General features: G+C 62.7%; 23 protein-coding genes and 1 pseudogene. 17 read left to right on the top strand and 7 right to left on the bottom strand.

The window, feature by feature from the left end; all coding sequences use genetic code 11:
- The first annotated feature begins 3 nt into the window (after positions 1 to 3).
- From LRK53_RS10650 to LRK53_RS10660, 3 genes are all read left to right on the top strand, one after another.
- Positions 4 to 945: an NAD(P)H-dependent flavin oxidoreductase gene (locus LRK53_RS10650; protein ID WP_027493729.1), complete on the top strand. Its 942-nt coding sequence runs from the start codon at positions 4 to 6 to the stop codon at positions 943 to 945.
- An 81-nt stretch (positions 946 to 1,026) separates the two neighbouring features.
- Positions 1,027 to 2,688 carry a fatty acid--CoA ligase gene (locus LRK53_RS10655; RefSeq protein WP_027493730.1) on the top strand — a complete coding sequence of 554 codons (1,662 nt, stop codon included), beginning with the start codon at positions 1,027 to 1,029 and terminating at the stop codon, positions 2,686 to 2,688.
- A gap of 309 nt (positions 2,689 to 2,997) precedes the next feature.
- Entirely contained in the window at positions 2,998 to 4,248 is a 1,251-nt protein-coding gene (locus LRK53_RS10660; RefSeq protein ID WP_027493731.1) for an acyl-CoA dehydrogenase family protein, read from the top strand.
- A gap of 6 nt (positions 4,249 to 4,254) precedes the next feature.
- Here LRK53_RS10660 and LRK53_RS10665 read toward each other — a convergent pair whose 3' ends face one another.
- Positions 4,255 to 4,731 (bottom strand): hypothetical protein, encoded by a 477-nt coding sequence (locus LRK53_RS10665; RefSeq protein ID WP_185754700.1) that lies wholly within the window; start codon positions 4,729 to 4,731, stop codon positions 4,255 to 4,257.
- On the opposite strand from LRK53_RS10665, the pseudogene tnpA reads away from it, so the two are divergent.
- Together tnpA and LRK53_RS19455 are read left to right on the top strand one after the other, a co-directional pair.
- Positions 4,665 to 4,832 (top strand): annotated as a pseudogene (tnpA, locus tag LRK53_RS19450) (IS66 family insertion sequence element accessory protein TnpA); the annotation flags it as partial. The gene LRK53_RS10665 and the pseudogene tnpA overlap by 67 nt on opposite strands.
- 133 nt (positions 4,833 to 4,965) lie before the next feature.
- Positions 4,966 to 5,103: an SDR family oxidoreductase gene (locus tag LRK53_RS19455; protein ID WP_425504554.1), complete on the top strand. Its 138-nt coding sequence runs from the start codon at positions 4,966 to 4,968 to the stop codon at positions 5,101 to 5,103.
- Positions 5,104 to 5,455: 352 nt separating this feature from the next.
- On the opposite strand, the gene LRK53_RS10675 is transcribed toward LRK53_RS19455, so the two are convergent.
- The 4 genes from LRK53_RS10675 to LRK53_RS10690 all read right to left on the bottom strand — a co-directional run bounded on the left by LRK53_RS10675 (position 5,456) and on the right by LRK53_RS10690 (position 8,946).
- Positions 5,456 to 6,406, bottom strand: a complete 951-nt coding sequence (locus LRK53_RS10675; RefSeq protein WP_235642060.1) for an electron transfer flavoprotein subunit alpha/FixB family protein — start codon at positions 6,404 to 6,406, stop codon at positions 5,456 to 5,458.
- Between the two features lie 109 nt (positions 6,407 to 6,515).
- Complete coding sequence (locus LRK53_RS10680) at positions 6,516 to 7,262, bottom strand: electron transfer flavoprotein subunit beta/FixA family protein (RefSeq protein ID WP_027493732.1); 747 nt, start codon at positions 7,260 to 7,262, stop codon at positions 6,516 to 6,518.
- Positions 7,263 to 7,743: 481 nt separating this feature from the next.
- A complete protein-coding gene (locus LRK53_RS10685; RefSeq protein ID WP_185754701.1) occupies positions 7,744 to 7,908 on the bottom strand; it encodes a hypothetical protein in 165 nt (54 codons plus the stop codon).
- A 42-nt stretch (positions 7,909 to 7,950) separates the two neighbouring features.
- A complete protein-coding gene (locus LRK53_RS10690) occupies positions 7,951 to 8,946 on the bottom strand; it encodes an NADPH:quinone oxidoreductase family protein (RefSeq protein WP_027493733.1) in 996 nt (331 codons plus the stop codon).
- On the opposite strand from LRK53_RS10690, the gene LRK53_RS19485 reads away from it, so the two are divergent.
- Positions 8,904 to 9,053 (top strand): OapA N-terminal domain-containing protein, encoded by a 150-nt coding sequence (locus tag LRK53_RS19485; protein WP_484593361.1) that lies wholly within the window; start codon positions 8,904 to 8,906, stop codon positions 9,051 to 9,053. The two genes, LRK53_RS10690 and LRK53_RS19485, sit on opposite strands and share 43 nt — an antisense overlap.
- On the opposite strand, the gene LRK53_RS19460 is transcribed toward LRK53_RS19485, so the two are convergent.
- Both LRK53_RS19460 and LRK53_RS10695 read right to left on the bottom strand, forming a co-directional pair.
- Positions 8,984 to 9,211, bottom strand: a complete 228-nt coding sequence (locus LRK53_RS19460) for a helix-turn-helix domain-containing protein (protein ID WP_081666671.1) — start codon at positions 9,209 to 9,211, stop codon at positions 8,984 to 8,986. The genes LRK53_RS19485 and LRK53_RS19460 overlap by 70 nt on opposite strands.
- Before the next feature lie 2 nt (positions 9,212 to 9,213).
- Positions 9,214 to 10,446: an acyl-CoA dehydrogenase family protein gene (locus LRK53_RS10695; RefSeq protein ID WP_027493734.1), complete on the bottom strand. Its 1,233-nt coding sequence runs from the start codon at positions 10,444 to 10,446 to the stop codon at positions 9,214 to 9,216.
- Between the two features lie 205 nt (positions 10,447 to 10,651).
- Between LRK53_RS10695 and LRK53_RS10700 the strand changes: the two genes are divergently transcribed.
- The 11 genes from LRK53_RS10700 to LRK53_RS10750 all read left to right on the top strand — a co-directional run bounded on the left by LRK53_RS10700 (position 10,652) and on the right by LRK53_RS10750 (position 22,968).
- Positions 10,652 to 11,368, top strand: coding sequence for a 2-phosphosulfolactate phosphatase (locus LRK53_RS10700; RefSeq protein ID WP_027493735.1), 717 nt, complete (start codon positions 10,652 to 10,654; stop codon positions 11,366 to 11,368).
- Positions 11,365 to 12,429, top strand: coding sequence for a phosphotransferase (locus tag LRK53_RS10705; protein WP_027493736.1), 1,065 nt, complete (start codon positions 11,365 to 11,367; stop codon positions 12,427 to 12,429). The genes LRK53_RS10700 and LRK53_RS10705 overlap by 4 nt, the downstream gene beginning before the upstream one ends.
- 79 nt (positions 12,430 to 12,508) lie before the next feature.
- Entirely contained in the window at positions 12,509 to 14,593 is a 2,085-nt protein-coding gene (locus tag LRK53_RS10710) for a 3-hydroxyacyl-CoA dehydrogenase NAD-binding domain-containing protein (RefSeq protein WP_027493737.1), read from the top strand.
- A gap of 33 nt (positions 14,594 to 14,626) precedes the next feature.
- On the top strand, positions 14,627 to 15,805 hold the full coding sequence (locus tag LRK53_RS10715) for an acetyl-CoA C-acyltransferase (protein WP_027493738.1): 1,179 nt from the start codon (positions 14,627 to 14,629) through the stop codon (positions 15,803 to 15,805).
- Positions 15,806 to 15,812: 7 nt separating this feature from the next.
- On the top strand, positions 15,813 to 17,639 hold the full coding sequence (locus LRK53_RS10720) for an acyl-CoA dehydrogenase (protein WP_027493739.1): 1,827 nt from the start codon (positions 15,813 to 15,815) through the stop codon (positions 17,637 to 17,639).
- Between the two features lie 28 nt (positions 17,640 to 17,667).
- Complete coding sequence (locus LRK53_RS10725) at positions 17,668 to 18,165, top strand: MaoC family dehydratase (protein WP_221174232.1); 498 nt, start codon at positions 17,668 to 17,670, stop codon at positions 18,163 to 18,165.
- Positions 18,166 to 18,558: 393 nt separating this feature from the next.
- Positions 18,559 to 18,804, top strand: a complete 246-nt coding sequence (locus LRK53_RS10730) for a hypothetical protein (protein WP_027493740.1) — start codon at positions 18,559 to 18,561, stop codon at positions 18,802 to 18,804.
- Positions 18,805 to 18,823: 19 nt separating this feature from the next.
- Positions 18,824 to 19,609: an SDR family oxidoreductase gene (locus tag LRK53_RS10735; protein WP_027493741.1), complete on the top strand. Its 786-nt coding sequence runs from the start codon at positions 18,824 to 18,826 to the stop codon at positions 19,607 to 19,609.
- A gap of 76 nt (positions 19,610 to 19,685) precedes the next feature.
- A complete protein-coding gene (locus LRK53_RS10740; RefSeq protein ID WP_235642061.1) occupies positions 19,686 to 20,870 on the top strand; it encodes an acyl-CoA dehydrogenase family protein in 1,185 nt (394 codons plus the stop codon).
- Between the two features lie 4 nt (positions 20,871 to 20,874).
- Positions 20,875 to 22,005, top strand: coding sequence for an acyl-CoA dehydrogenase family protein (locus LRK53_RS10745; RefSeq protein ID WP_027493743.1), 1,131 nt, complete (start codon positions 20,875 to 20,877; stop codon positions 22,003 to 22,005).
- 663 nt (positions 22,006 to 22,668) lie between these two features.
- Positions 22,669 to 22,968 carry a hypothetical protein gene (locus LRK53_RS10750; protein ID WP_027493744.1) on the top strand — a complete coding sequence of 100 codons (300 nt, stop codon included), beginning with the start codon at positions 22,669 to 22,671 and terminating at the stop codon, positions 22,966 to 22,968.
- The last annotated feature ends 270 nt before the right edge of the window (positions 22,969 to 23,238 follow it).

Genomic DNA, 23,238 nt, shown 5'->3' on the forward strand with positions numbered 1-23,238 from the left:
TCAATGAGCATGCCGCGCCAGTGGCAAGGTCGCGTCAAGATTCCCGCGATTGCCGCGCCGATGTTTCTCGTCTCCAACCCGGAGCTCGTCGCCGCCACCTGCAAGGCAGGTTTGGTCGGAACCTTTCCCGCGCTCAATCAGAGCAGTACCGAGGGCCTCGTCTCCTGGTTGCAAAGCCTCAACCGCGTACTCACCGAAAGCGACGCACCCTACGGCGTGAACCTGATCGTGCACAAGACCAACAGCCGCCTGCAGGCGGACCTGGAACAGGTCGTCAAGTACAAAGTGCCGCTCGTGATCACTTCACTGGGCGCCGTGCATGAAGTCGTCGATGCGGTGCACGGCTACGGCGGGCTGGTCTTTCACGATGTGATCAACCTCAGACACGCGCACAAGGCCGCCTCCGCTGGCGTGGATGGTCTGATCCCGGTTTGTGCCGGCGCTGGTGGCCACGCCGGCACCCTGAGTCCGTTCGCGCTGGTGCCGGCAATCCGTCGCTTCTTCGATGGCTACATCATCCTGTCCGGGTGCATCAGCTCGGGGGCGTCGATCGCCGCTGCGATCGCCATGGGCGCAGATTTCGCCTACCTCGGCACGCGTTTCATCGCCACTGAGGAATCCTCCGCATCGCCGCAGTACAAGCAGATGCTGGTCGACTCCACGGCCAAGGATGTTGTCTACACGCCAGCCGTCTCGGGTGTGCCGGCAAGTTTCCTGCGCCCGTCGCTGCTTCGCGCGGGGCTGGATCCGGATAATCTCGAACTCAAGACCGGGATCGACCTTGGTGAAGAATTGAACGGCTCCAAGGCTTGGCGCCATATCTGGTCGGCTGGCCAAGGCGTCGGACAGATTGACGACATTGTTCCCGCCGGAGCGTTGTGTGAGCGCCTGATCAGCGACTACCGGAATACCTGCAAGCGCATGGTTGACGGTTACGCGAACTGAACCGCCGCGGCTCTTTTGGAGGCTCCAGCCTTTGTATCGCGACGTAGAATTAGACTGTCTCGTAGATTGAGTTTGAATAGCATGTATATCGACATCGGCAACCCGGTTGAACGCACCGCCTCAGCTTACGATTTCCCACTCCTGATCAAACAGCTTTGGATTACGCCCCTGGCGCACAATCCGGAACAGGAAATCGTCTATCGCGGGCACCGTCGCTTCCGTTATCACGAAACCTACGCACGTCTCGGTCGCCTGGCTTCCGCCTTGTCCGCTATCGGCGTCAAGCCTGGCATGACCGTGGCGGTGATGGATTGGGACAGCCATCGCTACTTCGAGTGCTTCTTCGCGATCCCCATGATGGGTTGCGTGCTGCAGACGGTAAATGTCCGGTTGTCGCCCGAGCAGGTGCTGTACACGCTCAATCACGCGGGCGCCGATGTCATTCTGGTCAACGTGGAATTCCTGCCACTCCTGGCGGATATCCGCGACAGGCTGGAGAAGGATGTCCGGTTCGTCCTCATGCGCGATGATGGGGCTGCTCAGCCTGTCAGTGACCTGGGCGCCGTTGGCGAATACGAGGCGTTGCTGGCCGCCGCCAGCGCGGACTACGACTTTCCCGATTTCGACGAAAACACCCGGGCCACCACGTTCTATACCAGCGGCACGACGGGGCGTCTCAAGGGTTGCTATTTCAGCCATCGCCAGCTTGTGCTGCATACGCTGTGCGTCGCCAGCTGGTTTGGTACGGCGCCCGTACACGGGCGCATCCATCGCGAAGATGTGTACATGCCGATGACCCCCATGTTCCATGTCCACGCTTGGGGTATGCCCTACGTGGCGACGTTGCTTGGGCTCAAGCAGGTTTATCCCGGCCGTTACGAGGCGGGGGCGTTGCTGAACATGATTCGCGATGAAGGCGTGACGCTCACGCACTGCGTGCCGAGCATCCTGCACATGCTGCTGACGCACCCGGACTCCATGGAGACCGACCTGTCGCGATTGAAGATGTCGGTTGGCGGTTCGGCCATGCCGCAGGGGCTGTGCCGGATGGCATTGGAGCGCGGTATGGACGTCATCGCGGGTTACGGCATGAGCGAGACCGCGCCCATCCAGACGGGCGCGAATCTGAGCAGCATCGAACTCGCGGGCGATATCGACAGCCAGACTGCGTTGCGCGTGCTCGCTGGTCAGTCGCTCCCGTTGTGCGACGTGCGTATCGTCGACGCGGACATGCACCCTCAGCCGCATGATGGCCATTCGCCGGGGGAGGTTGTTTTCCGCAGCCCGTGGTTGACGCAAGGGTATTTCAAGGAGCCCGAGAATTCGGAGGAGCTGTGGAAGGGTGGCTACCTGCACTCGGGCGATATCGGCACGATCGACAGCCACGGTCGGTTGCAAGTCCGTGACCGCATCAAGGACATGATCAAGTCGGGCGGCGAGTGGATCAGTTCGCTGACGCTCGAGGATTTGACCTCGCAATGTCCGGGCGTCGGCGAGGCTGCAGTCATTGGCATCGCGGATCAAAAATGGGGCGAGCGCCCGTTGGTGCTGGTCGTCCCCCGCGCCGGCACGACTCTGGACCCGGAGGCGATTCGCCAGTACCTCGCTGATTTGGCCCGCAAGGGGACGATCCCGAAGTACGCGGTGCCGGACCGGGTCCTCGTCGTCGAATCTCTGGCCAAGACCAGCGTTGGCAAGCTCGACAAGAATGCGTTGCGCAAGAGTTATCGTGAGGCGGGCTGAAGCGAAACTGCTGAGTCACCGTCTAACGGGTGCACGCCCATCGGACTCCGGCGGCTACCGTCACCAGTGGTTTGCAGCGTGGACGTTGGCCGGTCCATGCTTCGTCATCCTCTCGGCGGGCGTGGCGCCGTCACGGGACACCACCGACTAAGCGCCGGAACCCGATAGGTGGTGCCGGCGAGCTGTCGATATGAATGGCCAGGCGATCGCAGTCGATGGCGGCGTATCCGCCTATTGATCGCATCGTAACGTCGGCAGCCAAACCCGCCATCGACGATGGCGGGTAACCAACCTGATAAAGGAAGCATCATGGATTTTGGATATTCGACGAAGGTGGAAGACCTGCGCGCCCGCGTGCGAAATTTCATGGATCAACATATCCTGCCGCGCGTGCGCCAGTACAACGAGGAAGTCCATGCCGGTATCTTTCCCGTGTCGTTCATGGAAGATTTGAAGGCACTGGCGAAATCGGAAGGGCTGTGGAATCTGTTCCTGCCCCATCTAGCAGAGGGTGAACCCGGAACCGGTTTGAGCAATATCGAATACGCGCCGCTGGCCGAAATCATGGGGCGCATCGCCTGGGCCTCGGAAGTGTTCAACTGCAGCGCGCCGGATACCGGCAATATAGAATTGCTGCATATGTTTGCCAGCCCGGCGCAGCGCGAGCAGTGGCTGCGGCCGTTGCTCGACGGCGAGATTCGCTCGGCCTTCGCGATGACCGAACCGGACGTGGCATCCTCCGATGCGACCAATATCACGACCTCGATTGCGCGCGACGGCGACGACTATGTGATCAATGGTCGCAAGTGGTTCATCACCAATGCAGCCCACCCGAATTGCAGGATTTTTATCCTGATGGGCAAGACCGACCCGGCCGCCGAACCCCATCGACAGCAGAGCATGATCCTGGTGCCGCCGGACACCGCCGGCGTACGGATCGTCCGCAACATCGACGTCATGAACCATCACGCGCCCGAGGGGCACTCCGAGATCGTGTTCCGCAATGTGCGCGTGCCCGCCGCCAATTTGCTGGGCGAGGAGGGGAGTGGCTTTGCGCTGGCGCAGGCACGGCTGGGACCGGGCCGGATTCACCATTGCATGCGCTCGATCGGTGCGGCGGAACTGGCGCTCGAGTTGATGACCGAGCGGGCCCTGGAACGCCAGACTTTTGGCAAGTACCTGCATCAACACGGCATCGTTGCCGAGTGGATCGCCCGTTCGCGGATCGAGATCGATCAGGCCCGCTTGCTGGTCTTGAAAACCGCCTGGATGATCGACCACGTCGGCGCCAAGGCAGCGCGCAAGGAAATCTCGATGATCAAGGCGCTGGTGCCCACGGTTCACACGACCGTCTGCGACCGCGCCATGCAAACCTTCGGTGCGATGGGGATCAGTCCCGACACGCCGCTGGCCGACCACTGGACCTGGGGCCGGGCGCTGCGTTACGCCGACGGTCCGGACGAAGTGCACCTGCAGTCGATCGCCCGCATGGAAATCAGGAAAAGCCGACAAACGCTGGGCGCCGGCGCGGCTTATCTGACGCCGCCGAAGGAACTGTAACCCGCGTCAGCGCCGACACCGGGAGATCAGCTGGCCAGCGCCTGCAAGTCCACGCTGGTCAAGCCCGCCAGATCCTGAGTCGTGTTGCCGACAAAGGCGGCTCGGCTCGGCGTGCCGTTTTTCAGCCAGCGCCGGGGCGCGGCCTTGAGTTGCGCGGCCGAGCATTGCGCAGTACGCCGGTCCTGAACTGCTTGCACACAGCTTCCGTGACGCCGCGCTGTTGCATGTTCCACGCGCTTTACCCTTTGGTGCACGGCGAAGCGGTTTGTCCAACCCCTTGATCACGCAAATGATCGCTTTTTCTATTTTCTCTTGCGAGAGATCGTTGTCGAGAATCAAGGTCAGCGCTTCGTCGAAGTCGGCATAGGTCGCCGCGGGGCGGTAAGCGTCTGCCGTAGCCATCTTGTCGCGGCTGTATGAGCCCATCACGCTGGCTTTTTCACGGCGAGGATGGGAGCGATGGCGATGAGCAAGGTGCGTCATGGGCAGAGCATGTCCGCCGGTGGCGGAGCAGCGGTCTGACGCGGGCGGCGTACGGCGCTGAGCACGGTGTGAAAGCGGCGACGTTGTCGTACTGGGCCTGGCGACCATACCCTGAAGTCAGACAACCGCGGACGGATTGTTGGTGCAGTGTCGATCAGCGAGCGGCCGGCCACGGCCGAGGACAGCGGTCGATACAGAAATGATGGCCGCAACGCCGCAGCACGTGCGCCGGGAATTGATCGCCAAAATTCCGTGGGCTGTCTTGGACGCCCGGAAGAAGTGGCCGCTGCCGCTTTGTTCCAGGCCATTGATGAGAGCAGGTTCATTGTCGGCACCGAGCTTTTTATCGACGGCGGCATGCTGCAAGTTTGAAGGGCTTAGCGCCGGGGCCACGGCCGAGAGCTTCAAGATGCTATCTCAATCGGTTGACGGTGGGCCTCGCTCGACCGTCAATAACGGGCGTCCTGTGGCATCATGCCTGACGGTCCTGTTTGCTCGACCTGACGGGCAGGGCTGTCTGCTTTTCGCCCACGGTTTTAGCCGCTGCGGCAGAGCGCCGACAGCATCGGATGCTCTACACTTGGTCACTCATTGGCGTACCACTGTCTGTTAGCGGAGGCAATGTTTTGGTGGAAAAACATCGCAGTCAATTTTTGTATCGTCGGTGAGCTCGTTGAAGAACTGGTATAAGCCACGGGGATCGCACTTTCGAGCCGACGGTGGATCACCCCAGCGCTTGTTCCAGCTCCGGAATGATCTTGAACAAGTCCCCCACCAACCCGAAGTCGGCCACTTCGAAGATCGGTGCCTCGCCGTCCTTGTTGATGGCGACGATGGTACCCGCGTCCTTGATGCCGGTGAGATGCTGGATCGCGCCGGAGATACCGATGGCCATATACAGCTCGGGGGCGATGATCTTGCCGGTCTGGCCGACCTGCATTTCATTGGGGCAGTAGCCGGCGTCGACCGCGGCGCGCGAGGCGCCCACGGCGGCTCCGATCTTGTCCGCGAATTTGTAGATGATGTCGAAGTTTTCCTTGGAGCCGACACCACGACCGCCGGAGACGACCTTGCTGGCGCTCTGTAGGTCGGGGCGGTCGCTGGTGCCTTGCTGCAATGCCACGAAGCGGGTGTGGGTGGGCAGCGTGGCGTCGATGCTCATTGCCTCGATCGGTGCGCTGCCGCTGCCGCTGCCGCTGGCGGCGGCGGACCAGGAAGCGGTGCGGATGGTGGCGACCACGGTGTGGGCGGGATTCGCCTCGACCGTGATGATCGCGTTGCCGGCGTAGATCGGGCGTTTGAAGCTGTGACTGGCTTCCACGCTCATCACGTCGCTGACTTGGGCCACACCGAGCAGGGCGGCGACGCGGGGTGCCAGGTCCTTGCCGAAGGTGGTGGAGGGCGCGAAGACGTGGCTGTAGCCGGCGGCGGCCTTGGCGATCTGCGGAGCGAGCACCGCGGCCAGCGCATGCGCGTTCTCGGGCTTGGCGACGGTGAGCACCTTGCTGATGCCTTCTATCTTTGCCGCTTCAGCGGCTATCGCGTCGGGGGCATCGGACAGCACTACCACGTCGATAGTCTGGGGCTTGACCGCGATGGCGGCGCTCACGGCGCGCGCGGTGGCGGAGTTGAGTTTGCCGCCGAGGTGTTCGGCGATGATTAGGATCTTGCTCATGGGTGTCTCCGAAACGTTTTTTGTGGAGCCGACCTGGTGGGCGATGCTCTTGGGTGTGGGTAGAAAAAGCATCGCCCACAGGGTGGGCTCCTACAAGGGAAATTAGGGTTTACAGCAGGCCTTTCTGCTTGAGCGCGGCGACCAGTTCGGCGGCGTCTTTCACCATCACGCCCTTGCTGCGCTTGGCCGGAGCCGCGTAGTGGGTGGTCTTGAGGTGGTCGTGCGCTTCGACGCCGAGCGTGCCGAACTCGATCGTGTCGATCGGCTTGGCCTTGGCCTTCATGATGTCGGGCAGCTTGATGAAGCGCGGCTCGTTCAGGCGCAGGTCGGTGGTGATCACGGCGGGCAGTTCGGCCTCAATCACTTCCAGGCCGGCGTCGACCTCGCGCGTGACGGTGGCCTTGCCGTCGGCGATCTCGACCTTGCCGGCGAAGGTGGCCTGCGGGCGATCCCACAGCGCGGCCAGCATCTGGCCGGTCTGGTTGGCATCGTCGTCGATCGCCTGTTTGCCGAGGATGACCAGCCCGGGCTGTTCCTTCTCGACCAGCTTGAGCAGGATGCGTGCGGCGGTGAGCGGCTGCACGGCGTCCGTGGTGACCACATGGATGGCGCGGTTGGCGCCCATGGCCAGGCCATTGCGCAGATGCGCGGTGAGATCGGCCGGGCCGATGCCGACCACGATGACTTCCGCGGCTACACCCTTTTCGCGCAGGCGCAGGGCTTCTTCCAGCGCGATGTCGTCGAACGGATTGGCGGACAGCTTGACGCCGTCGGTGACGACGCCGCTACCGTCGGGCTTCACCTGGATGCGTACGTTGTAGTCCACGACACGCTTGTAGCCGACCAGAATCTTCATCTGTGGTTCCTTGACCGTGTGAGTCGCCCCTGCCGGGGAAAAACTGCCCATTGTACCTGCCAGTAAACGATCGTACGAAATGGGCTGTTTTCGATCGCTGCCCGGGGTGCGCCGTCAGCCGCTGCGAAGGGCGTACGAATAGGTTGCTGCTTCGGTTTCGGGCAGGCCGAGCGAAGCCAGAACATGCTTCCAGCGATGAAGTTCTCCTGCTCGATCTGAGGAACCGGTATTCCAAGGCAACGAATGAGGTAGTCGGTATTGCTCCGATTGGCACCCCAGTGGAAACAGCACTTTGCCGAGAACCCGCTGCGCTCGGATCTTTACGCCATCGACGCCGGCTAGGCAACAACACCGCTCATTTACCGCTTACACTCGGCCTGCCGGCGGAGATCGATGTGGTCTGGGCCGCCGCGCTGGTGAGGGCGCTGGCTTACACCGCAGACCGCGCGAAGATGGCCGGCCAGCGCGTCGACTTGGCGCTTCAGTTCGGCATAACTGATGAGGTTGCCGTAAAGGCAATGGCGGTGGCGGTGCGTTCGGGATAGCTCGTCGCCGCCACTTCAAGATTGTAGTAAAGCGACGTTTGTGGCAGTTCCAGGTCCGGCGGCAGGCCGGGCGGCCAGTGGGGAAAATTCTTCATCGGCATGTCCCCTCCCTGGGGATGCGCATAGTTGGACGTGACGACGGCTCAATCGACCTTTTGCGGCAGCACCACCAGCTTGCCGATCGCCTCGCGCCCGAGCAGGGCGTCCAGTGCCAGCGGTGCCTGCGCCAGCGAATAGCGGTGGGAGATCAGCGGGTGGATGCGCTGCTCGTGAAGCCAGCCCATCAGCTGGCCGATGTTCTTCGCGTTCAATGTCGGTTCGCGGCGCACGAATTCCCCCCAGAACACACCAAGCAAGGCGCTGCCCTTGAGCAACAGAAGATTAACCGGAATTTTGGGGATGTCGCCTGTGGCAAAGCCCACCACCAGGTAGCGGCCACGCCAATTCACGCTGCGCAGCGCCGGCTCGGTGAAATTCCCGCCGACCGGGTCGTACACCACGTCGACGCCGCGGCCTTCGGTCAGTGCCTTGATGCGTTCGCGCAGATCCTCGTGGCTGTAATTGATGCATTCGTCGGCACCGTGCTCGCTGGCGGCGGCAAGCTTCTCGATGGTGGACGCCGCTGCAATCACGCGCATGCCGAGCAGCTTGCCAAGCTCTACCGCCGCCAAGCCAACGCCGCCGCCTGCGCCGAGCACCAGCAGGGTTTCGCCGGATTGTGCGTTGGCGCGGTCCTTCAGCGCGTGCAGCGAGGTGCCGTACGTGAGCATGAAGCTGCCGGCCAGCTCCAGTTCGTCATCGCCGATGTCGGCTGGCAGCGGTACCACGCGCGTGGCATCGACGGCCACTTCCTGTGCCCACGCGCCGTACTGGGTCAATCCAACCACCTTGTCGCCGATCGCGAGGTGTTTGACCTCAGCACCGACGGCGATGATTTCGCCGGACAACTCGCCGCCAGGCGAAAACGGGAAAGCCGGCTTGGCCTGGTACTTACCCGCCACGATCAGCGCGTCAGGAAAGTTGACGGCCGCGACCCGTGTTCGCACCAGCACTTGTCTGGGACCGGGAACAGGCGAAGGCAAGTCGCGCAGTTGCAGTGAGGAAGGCGGGCCCCAGGTTTCACAGACGATGGCTTTCATGCATTTCTCCAGTTGTCCAGGTAGCGGACAGTCCTTGTCACTCCAGGGTGAAGGCTAGTCGCGACACGGTGGTCTTGGGTAGGCCCGTCTGGCGCGATATGTCCTGATTGCCCAGGCGTTGGGCACCGTATTCGAAGCAGCGAAGGATGAAAACGCGCGCGCAACGGCGCTGACGAACTGCGGATGGCTCTCGTCGATGATCTGGTTGAATGTATCGATATGCCGCTTCGGGGCACCCATCATTCACTCCACAGGAGGCATGCATATTCAGGCTCCGATCCGGGTCTTGTATTTGGCCAGTTCCAGTTTTGCTATCGTGCCGTTGTGGACCTCATCCGGGCCGTCGGCAAGCCTCAACGTGCGAATACCGGAATACATGGCTGCGAGCGGAAAATCATCGCAGACCCCGGCGCCGCCGTGGGCCTGGATGGCCCAGTCTATGATCTGGCAGGCCATTGTGGGTGCCGTCACCTTGATCATCGCAATCTCGGCGCGTGCCATCTTGTTGCCCACCGTATCCATCATGTAGGCCGCTTTCAGCGTGAGCAGGCGTGCCTGGTCGATCAGGCAGCGCGACTGGGCGATGCGTTCATGCCAGATCGATTGCTCGCTGAGGCGCTTGCCAAACGCTACTCGTGACAGCACCCGCTGACACAGCAATTCCAGGGCGCGCTCAGCTACCCCGATAGTGCGCATGCAGTGGTGGATGCGGCCCGGCCCAAGCCGGCCCTGTGCAATCTCAAAGCCGCGACCGGCGCCCAGCAGAAGGTTATCGGCAGGCACGCGCACATCGCGTAGTAGGATTTCCATATGTCCGTGCGGCGCGTTGTCATAACCGAACACAGTCAGCGGGCGGATCACTTCGATTCCTGGGGTGTCGGCCGGCACCAGGATCATCGACTGCTGCTGATGGATGGCCGCCTCGGGATCGGTCTTACCCATCACGATATACAATGTGCAGCGCGGATCACCGGCGCCTGATGACCACCATTTGCGGCCGTTGATAACGTACTCATCGCCCTCCTGCCGGATCGAGCACTGAATGTTGGTGGCGTCGGAGGAGGCCACGGCAGGCTCGGTCATCAGAAAAGCAGAGCGGATCTCGCCAGCCAGTAGCGGCTCCAGCCAGCGGTCCTTGTTCGCCTCGCTACCGTAGCGCTCGATGGTTTCCATATTGCCGGTATCGGGCGCCGAACAGTTGAAAACCTCAGCCGCCCACGGCACCCGCCCCATGATCTCGCACAGCGGTGCGTACTCCAGATTGGACAACCCCTGTGGCGCGCGTGGCGATTGTGGCAGGAACAGGTTCCACAGGCCCAGCTCGCGGGCCATGGGTTTGAGCTCGCCGATGATGTTGGTCGGACGCCAGGCGTCACCAGCGTCGCGGTTGCGCCGCACCTCCTGCGTGTACACAGGCTCGTTGGGATAGATCGATTCATCGAAGAAGCGCAGCAGCTTCGCGCGCAGCGCTTCCACCTTGGGGGTATATGAGAAATTCATGAGATATCCAGCAACGCGAAAGATATATAAGTTTCGTAGAGAGGAACTTAGAACCGAAGTCATTCGACATACTAGGCAGCCATCCAAGGCTTAGCAAGTGGCAGCGTAGCGTTACGCACTGCCACTTGCTGGGCTGCTATGACATACGCTACGATAGACAATATATAGAACTGAGTTCCATTAGACGAAATATAGGGATCTGGCAATGCCGAAGTTGCACGTCCTGTTCACGAAGGAAAATCTCGATCCCAACCGCCTGCAGGGCAAGGTGGTGATCGTGCTTGACGTGCTGTTCGCCACATCCACCATCGTGCATGCCTTCGCCGATGGCATCGACTCCATCTGGCCGGCGCGTGATGCCGAGGACGCGCGGTGCATTGCCGGCGACCTGGACGCGCCGTTCATGGCCGGGGAATACCTAGCCGGGAGCCTGCCAGGTTTCGGACCGGCGACTCCGCTGGCACTGGCCGATGCGCGCGGGCAGGGTGCCACCCTCGTTTACGCCACCACGAATGGCACGGTGGCGCTGAAGAATGCCGCCGCGGCCACCGACGTCTATGTTGGTGCGCTGCTCAATGGCGCCGCCCTAGCCGCGCACGTGATGCGCGCACATCCCCTCGCGTCTGTCTTGCTGGTGTGCTCGGGATCGGCCGATCGCTTCAATCTAGAAGACTTCTATGGTGCCGGCCACCTGGTCGGGCACTTCGAGCGCAGCGGCAACTACGAGCTGACCGACGCCGCGCTGGCCGCGATGCTGTTGCGTCGTGGTTGCGATGCGCAGACGGTGCTGAATGCTTCGCGCATCGGCCGGATGATGAAGGCGCATGCGCTGCAGCACGAAGTCGACTGCGCCGCCCAGACCGACACACTGAATGTCGTCCCCAGGCTCGACGACGGTCGCCTGCACTTGGTGGCGGCATGAGCGACTCGATCAACCCTGCGACGGACACGGCGCTGTCGTTCGACGTGGCCGCGCTGGAGCGCTATCTCGTCGCGCACATCGACGACTTTCGTACGCCGCTGACGCTGAGGCGATTCAAGGGCGGCCAGTCCAATCCCACCTATCTGCTGATCACGCCTGACCGTCAGTATGTGATGCGCAGCAAGCCCGCGCCGGTAGCCCAGTTGCTTCCTTCTGCCCATGCGGTGGAGCGCGAGTACCGGGTGCAATCGGCGCTCGCCGGCAGCGCGGTGCCGGTCGCCTGCGTGCATTGTCTGTGCGAGGACGAGTCGGTGATCGGCCGCGCGTTCTACATCATGGACTACGTCGAGGGGCGGATCTTCTGGGATCAGTCGCTGCCGGGCATGCAGCCGTCCGAGCGCGGCGCGATCTACGACGAGCTCAACCGGGTGATCGCCGCGCTGCACATCGTGGACATCGCGGCGCTGGGCCTGACCGACTATGGCAAACCCGGCAATTACTTCGAGCGCCAGATCAATCGCTGGACGCGCCAGTACCGGGCCACCGAGATCCAGCCGATCGAGGCGATGGACCAGCTGATCGCGTGGTTGCCCGAGCACATTCCGCCTGAGGCTACCCCACAGGTGTCGCTGGTACACGGCGACTTCCGCATCGACAACGCGATCTTCCACCCCACCGAGCCGCGCATCCTGGCGCTGATCGACTGGGAGCTGTCGACCCTGGGCCATCCGCTGGCCGATTTCGCGTATCACCTGTTGAGCTGGCACATCACGCCGGAGTTGGGACGGGGGCTCAAGGGAAAGGATCTGCAGTCGCTGGGCATTCCAGGCGAGGCGGACTACATCAGCGCTTACGAACGGCGCATCGGCCACCCGGTGACGGCTCCGTGGAATTACTACCTCGCCTACAACCTGTTTCGCCTTGCCGCGATCGTGCAGGGCATCGCCAAGCGCGCCGCCGACGGTACCGCAAGCAGCGCGCAAGCGGCCATCGTGGGCCTCAATACCAAACCGCTGGCAGAACTGGGCTTGACGTTTGCGCAACGGGTCGACCACCGATGAGTACGTTGCGGGCCATGTCACCTCTCATCACCCACCCGGGCGCCGCAGAGCGTCCACTCCATGAGCATAGGAATCGAACATGTCAGTGAAGTACGAAGTGCGCGACGGTGTGGCGCTCCTCACCATGCACAATCCGCCGGTGAACGGGCTGGATGCGGCGACGCGGCGCGGGCTCGTGGAATCGCTGGCCCGCGCGCTCGACGACGCGACGGTCAAGGCGGTGGTCGTCACCGGTGGGGCGCGCGCGTTTTCCGGCGGTGCCGACATCCGCGAGTTCAATACGCCACAAGCCTTGCAGGAGCCGACGCTGCCCACCGTGATCGCCGCGTTCGAGCGCAGCAGCAAGCCGGTGGTGGCGGCGATCGAGGGAATGGCGCTCGGGGGTGGCCTCGAACTGGCGCTGGGCATGAATTACCGCGTGGCTGACCAGCAGGCACAGATCGGCCTGCCGGAAGTGAAGCTCGGCATCCTGCCCGGTGCCGGCGGCACCCAGCGCTTTCCGCGCGCCGTGGGTCTGGAGGCGGCGGCCAACATGATCGTGTCCGGCACGCCGGTGGCCGCGGGCAAGTTGGGCGGAACCCGGCTGTTCGACCAAGTGGTCAAGAGCGGCACGCTGGATGCTGCGGTGACGCTGGCGAATGAAGTGGCGGGCAATCGCGGGCCGCTGCCGCGGGTACGTGACTGGAAGATCGATCACCCCAACGCCGAAGGCTTCCTCGGCTTCGCGCGCACCGGCGTGGCCGCGGTGTCGGCGAATTATCCCGCGCCGCTGAAGTGTCTGGATGCGATCGAGGCGGCGGTGACCAAGTCGTTTGAGCAGGGCATCCATGTTGAGCGTGAAGCGTTTGCGATGCTGGTGCAGACGCCGGAGTCGAAGTCGCTGCGGCATGCATTCTTCAGCGAACGTGCCGCCGGCAAGGTGCCGGATATTGGTGCGGACGTGCCGCTGCGCGAGATCGGCAAGGTCGGCGTGATCGGCGCCGGCACCATGGGTGGCGGCATCAGCATGAACTTCCTCAACGCCGGCATCCCCGTGACCATTCTGGAAACGAAGCAGGAGGCGCTGGATCGCGGCCTCGGCACGATCCGCAAGAACTACGAGAACAGTGCGAAGAAGGGCAAGCTCACCACTGAGCAAGTCGAGCAGCGCATGGGCCTGTTGACGCCGAGCTTGTCGTATGACGACTTGAAGGATGCCGACCTGATCATCGAGGCGGTGTTCGAGGAATACGGCGTCAAGGAGGCGGTATTCAAGCAGCTAGACCAGATCGCCAAGCCGGGCGCGATCCTCGCCAGCAACACCTCGACGTTGGATGTCGATCGCATTGCCGCCTTCACTGCGCGCCCGCAAGACGTGATCGGCATGCACTTCTTCAGCCCGGCCAACGTGATGAAGCTGCTGGAAGTGGTGCGTGGAAAACAGACGGCCAAAGACGTGCTGGCTACGGTGATGGCGCTGGCGAAGAAGATCCGCAAGACCGCCGTGGTTTCCGGTGTGTGCGATGGCTTCATCGGCAACCGCATGATCGAGCAGTACGCCCGTCAGGCTGGCTTTCTGCTCGATGAGGGCGCGCTGCCCGAACAGGTCGATCGCGCCGCGGAGAAATTCGGCATGGCGATGGGGCCATTCCGCATGGGTGACATGGCCGGTAACGACATCGGCTGGGCGATCCGCAAGCGTCGCGCAGTGGAACAGCCCGATCTGACCTACAGCAAGAGCGCCGACAAGCTTTGCGAGTTGGGCCGCTTCGGCCAGAAGACCGGCAAGGGTTGGTACGACTACAAGCCGGGTGACCGCAAGGCTTACCCGTCGGCCGAGGTGAATGCGCTGGTCGAAGCGCACTCGAAGGAGCTCGGCATTACCCGACGCAAGATCAGCGACGAGGAAATCGTCGAGCGGCTGGTCTATGCATTGGTCAACGAGGGCGCGCGCATCCTCGAGGACGGCATCGCCTCGAAGGCCTCGGACATCGACATCGTCTACCTCACCGGCTACGGCTTTCCGTTGTGGCATGGGGGGCCGATGTTCTACGCCGACACGATTGGGCTCTACAACGTGCTCGCCGCCATGCGTCGCTATGCGAAGGGCCATGAAGGCGCGGCATGGGAGCCGGCTCCGCTGCTGGTAGCTCTGGCCGAAGCCGGCAAGTCGTTCAACGACTGATCCCTATTCCACGCATCGACTGGAACCATTCCCATGAAAGAAGCTGTCATCGTTTCCACCGCACGCACCGGCCTGGCCAAGAGCTGGAAAGGCGCCCTTAACATGACCCACGGCGCCACCCTTGGCGGCCATGTGGTTCAGCACGCGGTCGCCCGCGCCGGCATCGACCCGGCCGAGGTCGAAGACGTGCTGATGGGTTGCGCGAATCCCGAAGGCGCCACCGGCGTGAACATTGCGCGACAGAGCGCGATCCGCGCCGGCCTGCCGGTCACCGTACCGGGCGCCACCGTCAACCGCTTTTGTTCGTCCGGGCTGCAGACCATTGCGATGGCGGCCCAGCGCGTGATCGCCGGCGAAGGTGACATCCACGTGGCCGGTGGGGTGGAGAGCATTTCCTGCGTACAGCCGTATTTGAACCAGCACATGCTCACCGAAGGCTGGTTGCTGCAGCACAAGCCGGAGATCTACTGGTCGATGCTGCAGACCGCCGAGACCATGGCTAAACGCTACAAGATCCCGCGCGAACGGCAGGATCGCTACGGTGTGGAAAGCCAGCTGCGCGCGGCTGCGGCCGCGGCCGCCGGCCGCTTCGACGACGAGATCGTACCGATCAGTGTGCTCGCTGGCGTCGCCGATCCGGCCACACACCAGTTGATGACGCGCGAGGTGACGTTGTCCAGCGACGAAGGTATTCGTGCTGACACCACCTATGAAGGCGTGGCGAGGATTCGTACCGCACTCCCCGGTGGCGTGATCACCGCCGGTAATGCCAGCCAGTTTTCCGATGGCGCCTCCGCGGCGGTGGTGATGGACGCGAAGCTGGCCGAACAGCGCGGCATCCAGCCGCTTGGCATCTTCCGCGGCTTCGCAGTATCCGGCTGCGAACCAGACGAAATGGGTGTCGGCCCGGTGTTCGCCGTGCCCAAGCTGCTCAAGCGCGCAGGCCTCAACGTCGACGACATTGGGCTATGGGAATTGAACGAGGCGTTCGCCGTACAGGTGCTGTACTGCATGGACACACTCGGCATCCCGCCTGAGCGGATCAATGTCGATGGTGGCGCGATCGCGGTCGGCCATCCCTACGGCGTCAGCGGCGCACGTCTGGTCGGACATGCGCTGATCGAAGGCCGGCGACGCTGCGTGAAGTACGTCGTGGTGACGATGTGCATCGGCGGCGGGCAAGGTGCCGCCGGCCTGTTCGAGATCGGCTGAGAACGACATGGACTCCTTGTTACTCTCGCGCCGCGATGTCAATTTCCTGCTGTATGAGTGGCTGGACGTGGCTGCGCTCACGGCCAGGCCCCGGCATGCCGATCACAGTCGCGAGACCTTCGATGCCGTGCTCGATGTCGCCGTGCGACTGGCCACAGACCGGTTTGCGCCACATAACCAGAAGGCCGATCAGTGCGAGCCGCGCTTCGACGGTGAGCACGTCCACCTGATCGACGAGTTGAAGCCCGCGCTCCAGGCGTTCGCGGAAACCGGTTTGTCGGCCGGTTCCAAGGACTATGCGCTCGGCGGCATGCAGCTTCCGCACGTGGTCGAGATGGCTGCGCTGGCCTATTTGTACGCGGCCAATGTCAGCACCAGTGCGTATCCGCTGCTGACCATGGGCAACGCCAATCTGCTGCTGGCGCATGGTAACCCGGCGCAGATCAAGGCCTTCGTCGAGCCTGAACTGGCCGGGCGCTTCTTCGGTACCATGTGCCTGTCCGAACCGCAGGCTGGCTCCTCGCTATCCGACATAACGACGCGCGCCGAGCCCGATGGCGACTCGCCCTTCGGCCCACGCTACCGCGTCACCGGCAACAAGATGTGGATCTCCGGCGGCGACCACGAGCTTTCGGAAAACATCGTGCACCTGGTGTTGGCCAAGATCCCCGGCACCGACGGCAAGTTGATCCCCGGCGTGAAAGGCATCTCGCTGCTGCTGGTCCCGAAGTTTCTGGTCCATGAAGACGGCTCGCTGGGCGAACGCAATGATGTGGAACTGGCCGGCATCAACCACAAGATGGGCTACCGCGGCACGGTTAACACCTTGCTCAATTTCGGCGAGGGCTCGCGCCACACACCCGAGGGCAGGGCTGGTGCCATCGGCTACCTGGTCGGCGAGGCGCACCAGGGTTTGGCCTATATGTTCCACATGATGAACGGGGCGCGCATTGGCGTCGGCCTGGGTGCAGTAGCGCTGGGCTACACCGGCTACCTGCATGCACTGGACTACGCGCGCCACCGTCCGCAGGGCCGGCTGGTCGGTGCCGAGGGCAAGGATCCCTCCAGCCCGCAGACACGCATCATCGAACACGCCGACGTCAAACGCATGCTGCTGGCACAGAAGGCGTATGTGGAAGGTGGGCTGGCGTTCAACCTGTATTGCGCGCGGCTGTTCGACGAGGCAGCGACCAGCGATGACGAAAACGAGCGGGCCAACCTTACCCTACTGCTGGATATCCTGACCCCGATCGCCAAAAGCTGGCCTTCACAGTGGTGCCTGGCCGCCAACGACCTGGCGATCCAGGTGCACGGTGGCTACGGTTATACGCGTGAGTACAAGGTTGAGCAGTTCTATCGCGACAACAGGTTGAACTCGATCCACGAAGGTACCCACGGCATCCAGGCGCTGGATCTGCTTGGGCGCAAGGTTGTAATGAAGGACGGTGCCGCTTTCCGGCTGTTTTCGGCGCGCGTGGCCGGCAGCATCGACCGCGCAGGCAAGCAGGACTCCCTGCGCACGCACGCGGAGAACCTGGAGGCTCGGGTGCATCGGCTGGCCGAAGTCACCCGGCAATTGTGGGCAGCTGGGAACCCCCTTCTCACCCTCGCCAATGCCAGTGTCTACCTCGAAGCGTTCGGTCACATCGCGATCGCCTGGATCTGGCTGGAGCAGGCGCTCACCGCGGTCGGCAGCGCGGGCAACTTCTACGAGGGCAAGCGCTGCGCAGCCGACTATTTCTTCCGCTGGGAACTGCCAAAGGTAGATGCCCAATTGAACCTGCTGGCGAGCATGGATCGCACCACGCTGGATATGCAGGACGCCTGGTTTTGACCACTCATGACGCTTCGGAATACCTGACATGACCGCCATGCAAATCATCGACAACCTAGAGGCGCTGCACGACTGGGTCGGTCGCGAAGTCGCGCACAGCGACTGGATGACGATCGACCAGCAGTGCATCCAGAAATTTGCGGATGCCACCGGCGATCACCAGTGGATCCACCTCGATGCGGAGCGTGCCCGACGCGAATCTCCCTACAAAGCGCCGATTGCGCACGGCTACCTGATCCTTTCGCTGCTGCCGGCGATATTCGCCTCGTGTGTGCGTATCGACGGCGTGGGCATGACGATCAATTACGGCCTGGATCGCGTGCGCCTGCCAGCACCGGTGCTCGCCGGTCAGCGCGTGCGGGGGCGACTGAGTCTCGATCGTCTCCATGCCGTCGTAGGCGGCGTGCAGGCACACTGGAATTGTACGGTCGATGTGGAACACGGCGACAAGCCGGTCTGCGTCGCGCAGATGCTGGCGCGCTATTACCCGGCGTCAGCCGCCCAAGCCGCGGAGGAAGTCGCGTGACTATCCATGGGAAAGCAGTCGCAAACAGATCTGGGATCGCGGATCGCGCCGGGCTGTATCGCCACCGGCGGGGTTCGAGCCCGTTCTGCAGGCTGCACGGAAGTCGCGCCAGCCATGCCGGCGTCAGGCATCACGACGCGCGCGGACGCGCAGCGGTAAACCGGATTGAAGGGGAAGTTCCACATCGCCAAGCATCGGATTCTCGTCGCCAGCAATCAGCCAGCGTCGTCCATTGTGCAGAGCCGTCCAGCTCCCGCGAGCCAATTACGCAGCAGCCATTGTCCATACAAATCGGGAGGGGATAGACATGACATTCAATCATTTCAGGCAGGACCTGGCGTGGTCCATTGCCACCTCACTGGGCGCGCTCGCCATGGCGCCGGTACTGGCGCTGTGGCGCAGGAAACACCGACCGGTGCCGGCAATGCCTGCGCGGTGCAGGGCGCGCTGCCTTCGCTCGCCTTCGGCTACAACGGGATGAGCGGCATGGGTCGTCACCACGACATCGAGGGCTTCCGCGGATTCTCCAACCCGCGGGGTGTGGTGGTGCGCGGCAAGGATGACCCGATCGTCGCCTTTTACGTACCCTACAGCAAGGCCGAGATCTTGGTGAATTCGGTGTTGTCGGGTGCCGCATGACTTTCAACCGGAGTGCAACATGACGAATTTGACCCGCACGCTTTTTAATTTGGATGGCCAGACGGCGTTGATCACCGGCGGCTCGCGTGGACTCGGCCTGCAGATCGCCGAGGCGCTCGGTGACTACGGTGCGCGGATTCTTCTATCGGCGCGCAAGGCCGACGAGTTGAAGCAGGCGCAGGCGCACCTGCAGCGGCGCGGTATCGAGTCCGAGTGGGTGGTGGCCGACGTGGCCCAGCCCGAATCCGTGCATGCGCTGGTCGATGCCGCCCTGGCGAGGATGGGCCGCATCGACGTGCTGGTGAACAACGCCGGTACCAGCTGGGGCGCACCCGCCGAGGACCACCCGCTGGAGGCATGGGACAAGGTGTTCGATCTCAACGTGCGCGGCCTGTTCCTACTCAGCCAGCAGGTCGGCAAGCGTTCGATGATTGTCCATGGCCATGGCCGCATCATCAACATCGCCTCGATCGCGGGGTTGCGCGGCAATCCGCCCGGCAGCATGCAGACCATCGCCTACAACAGCGCCAAGGCCGCGGTGGTCAACTTCACCCGCTCCCTGGCCGGCGAATGGGGCATACACGGCATCACCGTCAATGCGATCGCGCCGGGATTCTTTCCGTCGAAGATGACCCGAGGTCTGATCGAACAGGTCGGTGAGGAAGCCCTGCTTGGCAACGCCCCGCTGCGCCGCATCGGTGGCGAGCAGGATCTGAAGGGTGCTGCGCTTCTGTTTGCGTCCGGCGCGGGCAGCCACATCACCGGCCAGGTGCTGGCCGTGGATGGCGGCTATACGGCAGTGTGATGGTGGGTGATTTCCCTGCGCCGGATTGCTGTTCACCTGAGCCGCCGGCGTCTTTTATTTGCAATGTGGAGTATGCATGGACCTGACCTTCAATCCCGCGGAACTCGCCTTTCGCGACGAAGTGCGAGCGTTCCTGAGCGAGAAGCTTCCCGAGGACATCCGTCGGCGGATGGCATGCGGCGACCACAGCCGCATCCACGACGACATCCCGTGCTGGCAGAGGATCCTGCACGCGCGCGGATGGGGTGCATCGGCGTGGCCGGTGGAGTTTGGGGGCACCGGCTGGAGCAAGACGCAGCAATATATCTTCGAGACCGAATGCGCGCTGGCCGACGCCCCCGCGCAGCTGGCATTCGGCGTGAAGATGGTGGCGCCGGTGTTGATGCGCTTCGGCAGCTCCGCTCAGCAACAGCGCTTCTTGCCGCGCATCCTCGACGGTAGCGCGTGGTGGTGCCAGGGCTATTCGGAGACCGGATCGGGCTCCGATCTCGCCTCACTGCGCATGCGCGCCGAGCGTGAGGGTGACGACTACGTGCTGAACGGGCAGAAGGTCTGGAACACGCTCGGCCAGTACGCCGACTGGATTTTCTGCCTGGTGCGCACCGACACCGAGTGCAAGCCGCAGCGAGGCATCTCGTTTGTGCTGGTGGACATGAAATCGCCGGGCATCACGGTGCGTCCCACCCGATTGATGGACGGTACCTACGAAGTCAATGAGATCTGGTTCGACAACGTACGCATCCCGGCCGACAACCTCGTCGGCGAAGAAAACAAGGGCTGGACTTATGCCAAGTTTCTGCTCGGCCACGAACGCACCAATATCGCCGGCATCGGTGGATCGCAGCGCGAGCTGCGTCGCCTGAAGGAGATGGCTGTGTACTGTCAGCGCAAGGGCAAGCCGCTGATCGAGGATGCGCTGTTCGCCGATCGCATCACCGAGGTCGAGCTCCAGCTCACGGCACTGGAGATCACCAACCTCAGGGTGATCTTCGACGCGGAGAAGAACCATGCTCCCGGGCCGGAGGCCTCGATGCTGAAGGTCCGCGGCACCGAGATCAGGCAGCGCATTTCCGAGCTGCAAGTGGAGGCACTGGGCGCCCGTGCACTGGCCGGCGAACCGCGCCGAGGCGAGGCGGCCGACGATGACGCGCCGCGCGCTGCCCTGGCCTATCTCAACCTGCGCAAGTTGAGCATCTTCGGTGGATCCAACGAGATCCAGCGCAACATCATCGCGCAGATGATCCTGCAATTGAGGGGCTAGGCACATGGATTTCGCATTTACCGAAGAACAACAGATGCTGCAGGACACCACCCGCCGCTATCTCGCCCGCGAATACGGCTTCGACAAGCGTAACGGCATCTTGGCGTCACAAGCGGGCTGGTCGCGTGACATCTGGCAGGCACTGGCCGAACTAGGCCTGCTGGCGATGGATATTCCGGAGCAGGATGGCGGCATCGGTGCCGGCCCCGTCGGCGTCATGCTGGTGGCACAGGCGGCCGGCGAAAGCCTGTTGCTCGAACCGCTGCTGTCCAGCGCCGTGTTGGCCACGCGAGCCATCGTCCAGCTCGGGGCGGGTGCGCAACGCAAACGCTGGCTGCCCGGGCTAGCCGATGGTTCGTGCATCGCCGTGCTGGCGCACGATGAAGCTGATGCTTGCATCGAGGTTGCGGCGATCAGCACACGGACCACTCGCAACGGTGACGACTGGCAGCTGGAGGGACGCAAGTCGGCCGTCTACCACGCTCCGGCCGCAAACGTGCTGCTGGTGTCCGCGCGTGACGACGATGGCCATGTCCACGTCTTCGCACTGCCAGCAGATGCCGCGGGCGTGCGGCTGGAGACCTTTCGCACAGTGGACGGCCAAGTCGCGGCCGACATCGTGTTCGATCAGGTGCGCGTACCATCCGCCGATCGCCTAGACGGTGACGCGGCGCTATTGCAATCGGTGCTCGACTACGGCCTGGCGATCTTCTGTGCCGAGACACTGGGCAGCTTAGAGCGCACGCTCAACGCCACCATCGAATATTCGCGCTCGCGTGTGCAGTTCGGCGTGCCGATCGGCAGTTTCCAGGCTCTGCAGCATCGCATGGCCGACATGCTGGCGCAGGTTGAACAGGCCCGCTCGATGGTCTATCTGGCGATTAGCCACAGTCAGGATACCGACCCGGCCACACGTCGCAAGGCACTTTCCGGCGCCAAGGTGTTGATCGGGGAAGCAGCACGCTACGTGTCGCAGCAGGCGGTGCAACTGCATGGTGGCATGGGCATGACCGACGAGCTGGATGTCAGCCATCACGTGCGTCGCCTGCTTGCCTTCGAGCTTCGCTACGGCAGCACCGATGAGCACCGTGCCGTTTGTCGAGAAAGCCTGGTGCATGCGGTTCGGGTGTCCTGATCGATCCTATCGCTATCGTGTGATTGACATGAACTAGGTGGACTTCAGCTCGTTCCTTACAGGTTTTCACGTTCCAAGCGACGCATGTCTGGAAGGCATCTGTCCATGGCCACGAACCTGCGCGGAATTCCACTCACGCCCGTGCCGACCATGTCACGATATTGTGCTTGCGCGATCGGCTGAATCACGCCCTGAGTCAGTCCGTCAACTATTTCTGGTAGACAGTTTGGCAACCAAAGGCGATCCGCGCAGCTCATTTCATTGTACTTGGATCACAAGATGGATCATTTCCAAATGCTGCAAAAATCTGCTTACACCCCAAAGTCTCACCGCTTAAGACGCTGCCGCGAGCGACGCACAATTTGCGATAAGTTTTGTCCGCGGAACAATGCGATTAGGGCCGGTTATCGAGGGTAGGGCAGGGGAACTCCAAACTCTCCTGTAACTCGGAACCGAGGGCGTCGGGGCGAAGTGAACTCTCAGCCGTGGATGGTGCCGCCGGACGTGTGCCGGTTGCACATCAAATGTAGAGTCACGTCCCTCGACCATGAGTTGATAGTCGGGACACGTAACGTCCCGGCCTCACGAATGCAGAGAATCGCCGTCTCGTGAAATGAGACAGGGATGAAGCATCATTGAGGTTCCGAAACTGGAGAAAGACCCATGATCTTCGTGTCGATTGCGGGTGACAAGCGCTCTCTGCAGGACGCCAGCCCCGACTGGATCACACAGCAAATTGAGCGTCGTCGACGGGATAACCTGCGAGTGTGTGTGACCGTGACCATCAAGACCAGCGAGCTCGACATGCGCTTGTCGACGCCTGAGTGCGGGAGTGGTGGAGGCGGTCGCGCTCCAACCGATCAGGAGGCCCAGGTTTTCAATCTTTGGACCAAGCTTCACTTGAACCAGCTTGGATGGTCACCCGGAAACGTCGTCGCTTTCCTGCGACAGGTTGATCGTTGATGCAGTTCGCGCGCCGCCAGAAACGGGCTTCGGACGCGGCTGTACCGTCCTTCGGAGACTTGGGCGCGACCCGGCGCCACCAGCATGTCGAGTAGTTGCGGAAGGTGTTTTTCGAGGGGCCACGGAAGAGGACGTAGGCTCTCTCGTAACCTTTCGAAACCCCGACGTGCAGCGTTGCCCGCATCCGAAAGTGGTGAACTTATTTCAGAACCGTCCCTTCTTCCATTCCCTGCGCAGTAGGGCCACCAGATCTTCCACCAACTGTTCAGC

The organism is Rhodanobacter thiooxydans (assembly GCF_021545845.1).
Classification (GTDB): domain Bacteria; phylum Pseudomonadota; class Gammaproteobacteria; order Xanthomonadales; family Rhodanobacteraceae; genus Rhodanobacter.

What these genes read in the sequence shown, in the direction of transcription:
- LRK53_RS10705 (WP_027493736.1), top strand. Translation starts at nt 11,365, where the DNA reads ATGAGCGACTCGATCAACCCTGCGACGGACACGGCGCTGTCGTTCGAC.
- LRK53_RS10725 (WP_221174232.1), top strand. Translation starts at nt 17,668, where the DNA reads ATGACCGCCATGCAAATCATCGACAACCTAGAGGCGCTGCACGACTGG.
- LRK53_RS10750 (WP_027493744.1), top strand. Translation starts at nt 22,669, where the DNA reads ATGATCTTCGTGTCGATTGCGGGTGACAAGCGCTCTCTGCAGGACGCC.
- LRK53_RS10655 (WP_027493730.1), top strand. Translation starts at nt 1,027, where the DNA reads ATGTATATCGACATCGGCAACCCGGTTGAACGCACCGCCTCAGCTTAC.
- LRK53_RS10685 (WP_185754701.1), bottom strand. Translation starts at nt 7,908, where the DNA reads ATGCCGATGAAGAATTTTCCCCACTGGCCGCCCGGCCTGCCGCCGGAC.
- LRK53_RS10695 (WP_027493734.1), bottom strand. Translation starts at nt 10,446, where the DNA reads ATGAATTTCTCATATACCCCCAAGGTGGAAGCGCTGCGCGCGAAGCTG.
- LRK53_RS10665 (WP_185754700.1), bottom strand. Translation starts at nt 4,731, where the DNA reads ATGACGCACCTTGCTCATCGCCATCGCTCCCATCCTCGCCGTGAAAAA.
- LRK53_RS10715 (WP_027493738.1), top strand. Translation starts at nt 14,627, where the DNA reads ATGAAAGAAGCTGTCATCGTTTCCACCGCACGCACCGGCCTGGCCAAG.
- LRK53_RS10735 (WP_027493741.1), top strand. Translation starts at nt 18,824, where the DNA reads ATGACGAATTTGACCCGCACGCTTTTTAATTTGGATGGCCAGACGGCG.
- LRK53_RS10680 (WP_027493732.1), bottom strand. Translation starts at nt 7,262, where the DNA reads ATGAAGATTCTGGTCGGCTACAAGCGTGTCGTGGACTACAACGTACGC.
- LRK53_RS10700 (WP_027493735.1), top strand. Translation starts at nt 10,652, where the DNA reads ATGCCGAAGTTGCACGTCCTGTTCACGAAGGAAAATCTCGATCCCAAC.
- LRK53_RS10740 (WP_235642061.1), top strand. Translation starts at nt 19,686, where the DNA reads ATGGACCTGACCTTCAATCCCGCGGAACTCGCCTTTCGCGACGAAGTG.
- LRK53_RS10660 (WP_027493731.1), top strand. Translation starts at nt 2,998, where the DNA reads ATGGATTTTGGATATTCGACGAAGGTGGAAGACCTGCGCGCCCGCGTG.
- LRK53_RS10720 (WP_027493739.1), top strand. Translation starts at nt 15,813, where the DNA reads ATGGACTCCTTGTTACTCTCGCGCCGCGATGTCAATTTCCTGCTGTAT.
- LRK53_RS10675 (WP_235642060.1), bottom strand. Translation starts at nt 6,406, where the DNA reads ATGAGCAAGATCCTAATCATCGCCGAACACCTCGGCGGCAAACTCAAC.
- LRK53_RS19460 (WP_081666671.1), bottom strand. Translation starts at nt 9,211, where the DNA reads ATGCATGCCTCCTGTGGAGTGAATGATGGGTGCCCCGAAGCGGCATAT.
- LRK53_RS10710 (WP_027493737.1), top strand. Translation starts at nt 12,509, where the DNA reads ATGTCAGTGAAGTACGAAGTGCGCGACGGTGTGGCGCTCCTCACCATG.
- LRK53_RS10745 (WP_027493743.1), top strand. Translation starts at nt 20,875, where the DNA reads ATGGATTTCGCATTTACCGAAGAACAACAGATGCTGCAGGACACCACC.
- LRK53_RS10690 (WP_027493733.1), bottom strand. Translation starts at nt 8,946, where the DNA reads ATGAAAGCCATCGTCTGTGAAACCTGGGGCCCGCCTTCCTCACTGCAA.
- LRK53_RS10650 (WP_027493729.1), top strand. Translation starts at nt 4, where the DNA reads ATGAGCATGCCGCGCCAGTGGCAAGGTCGCGTCAAGATTCCCGCGATT.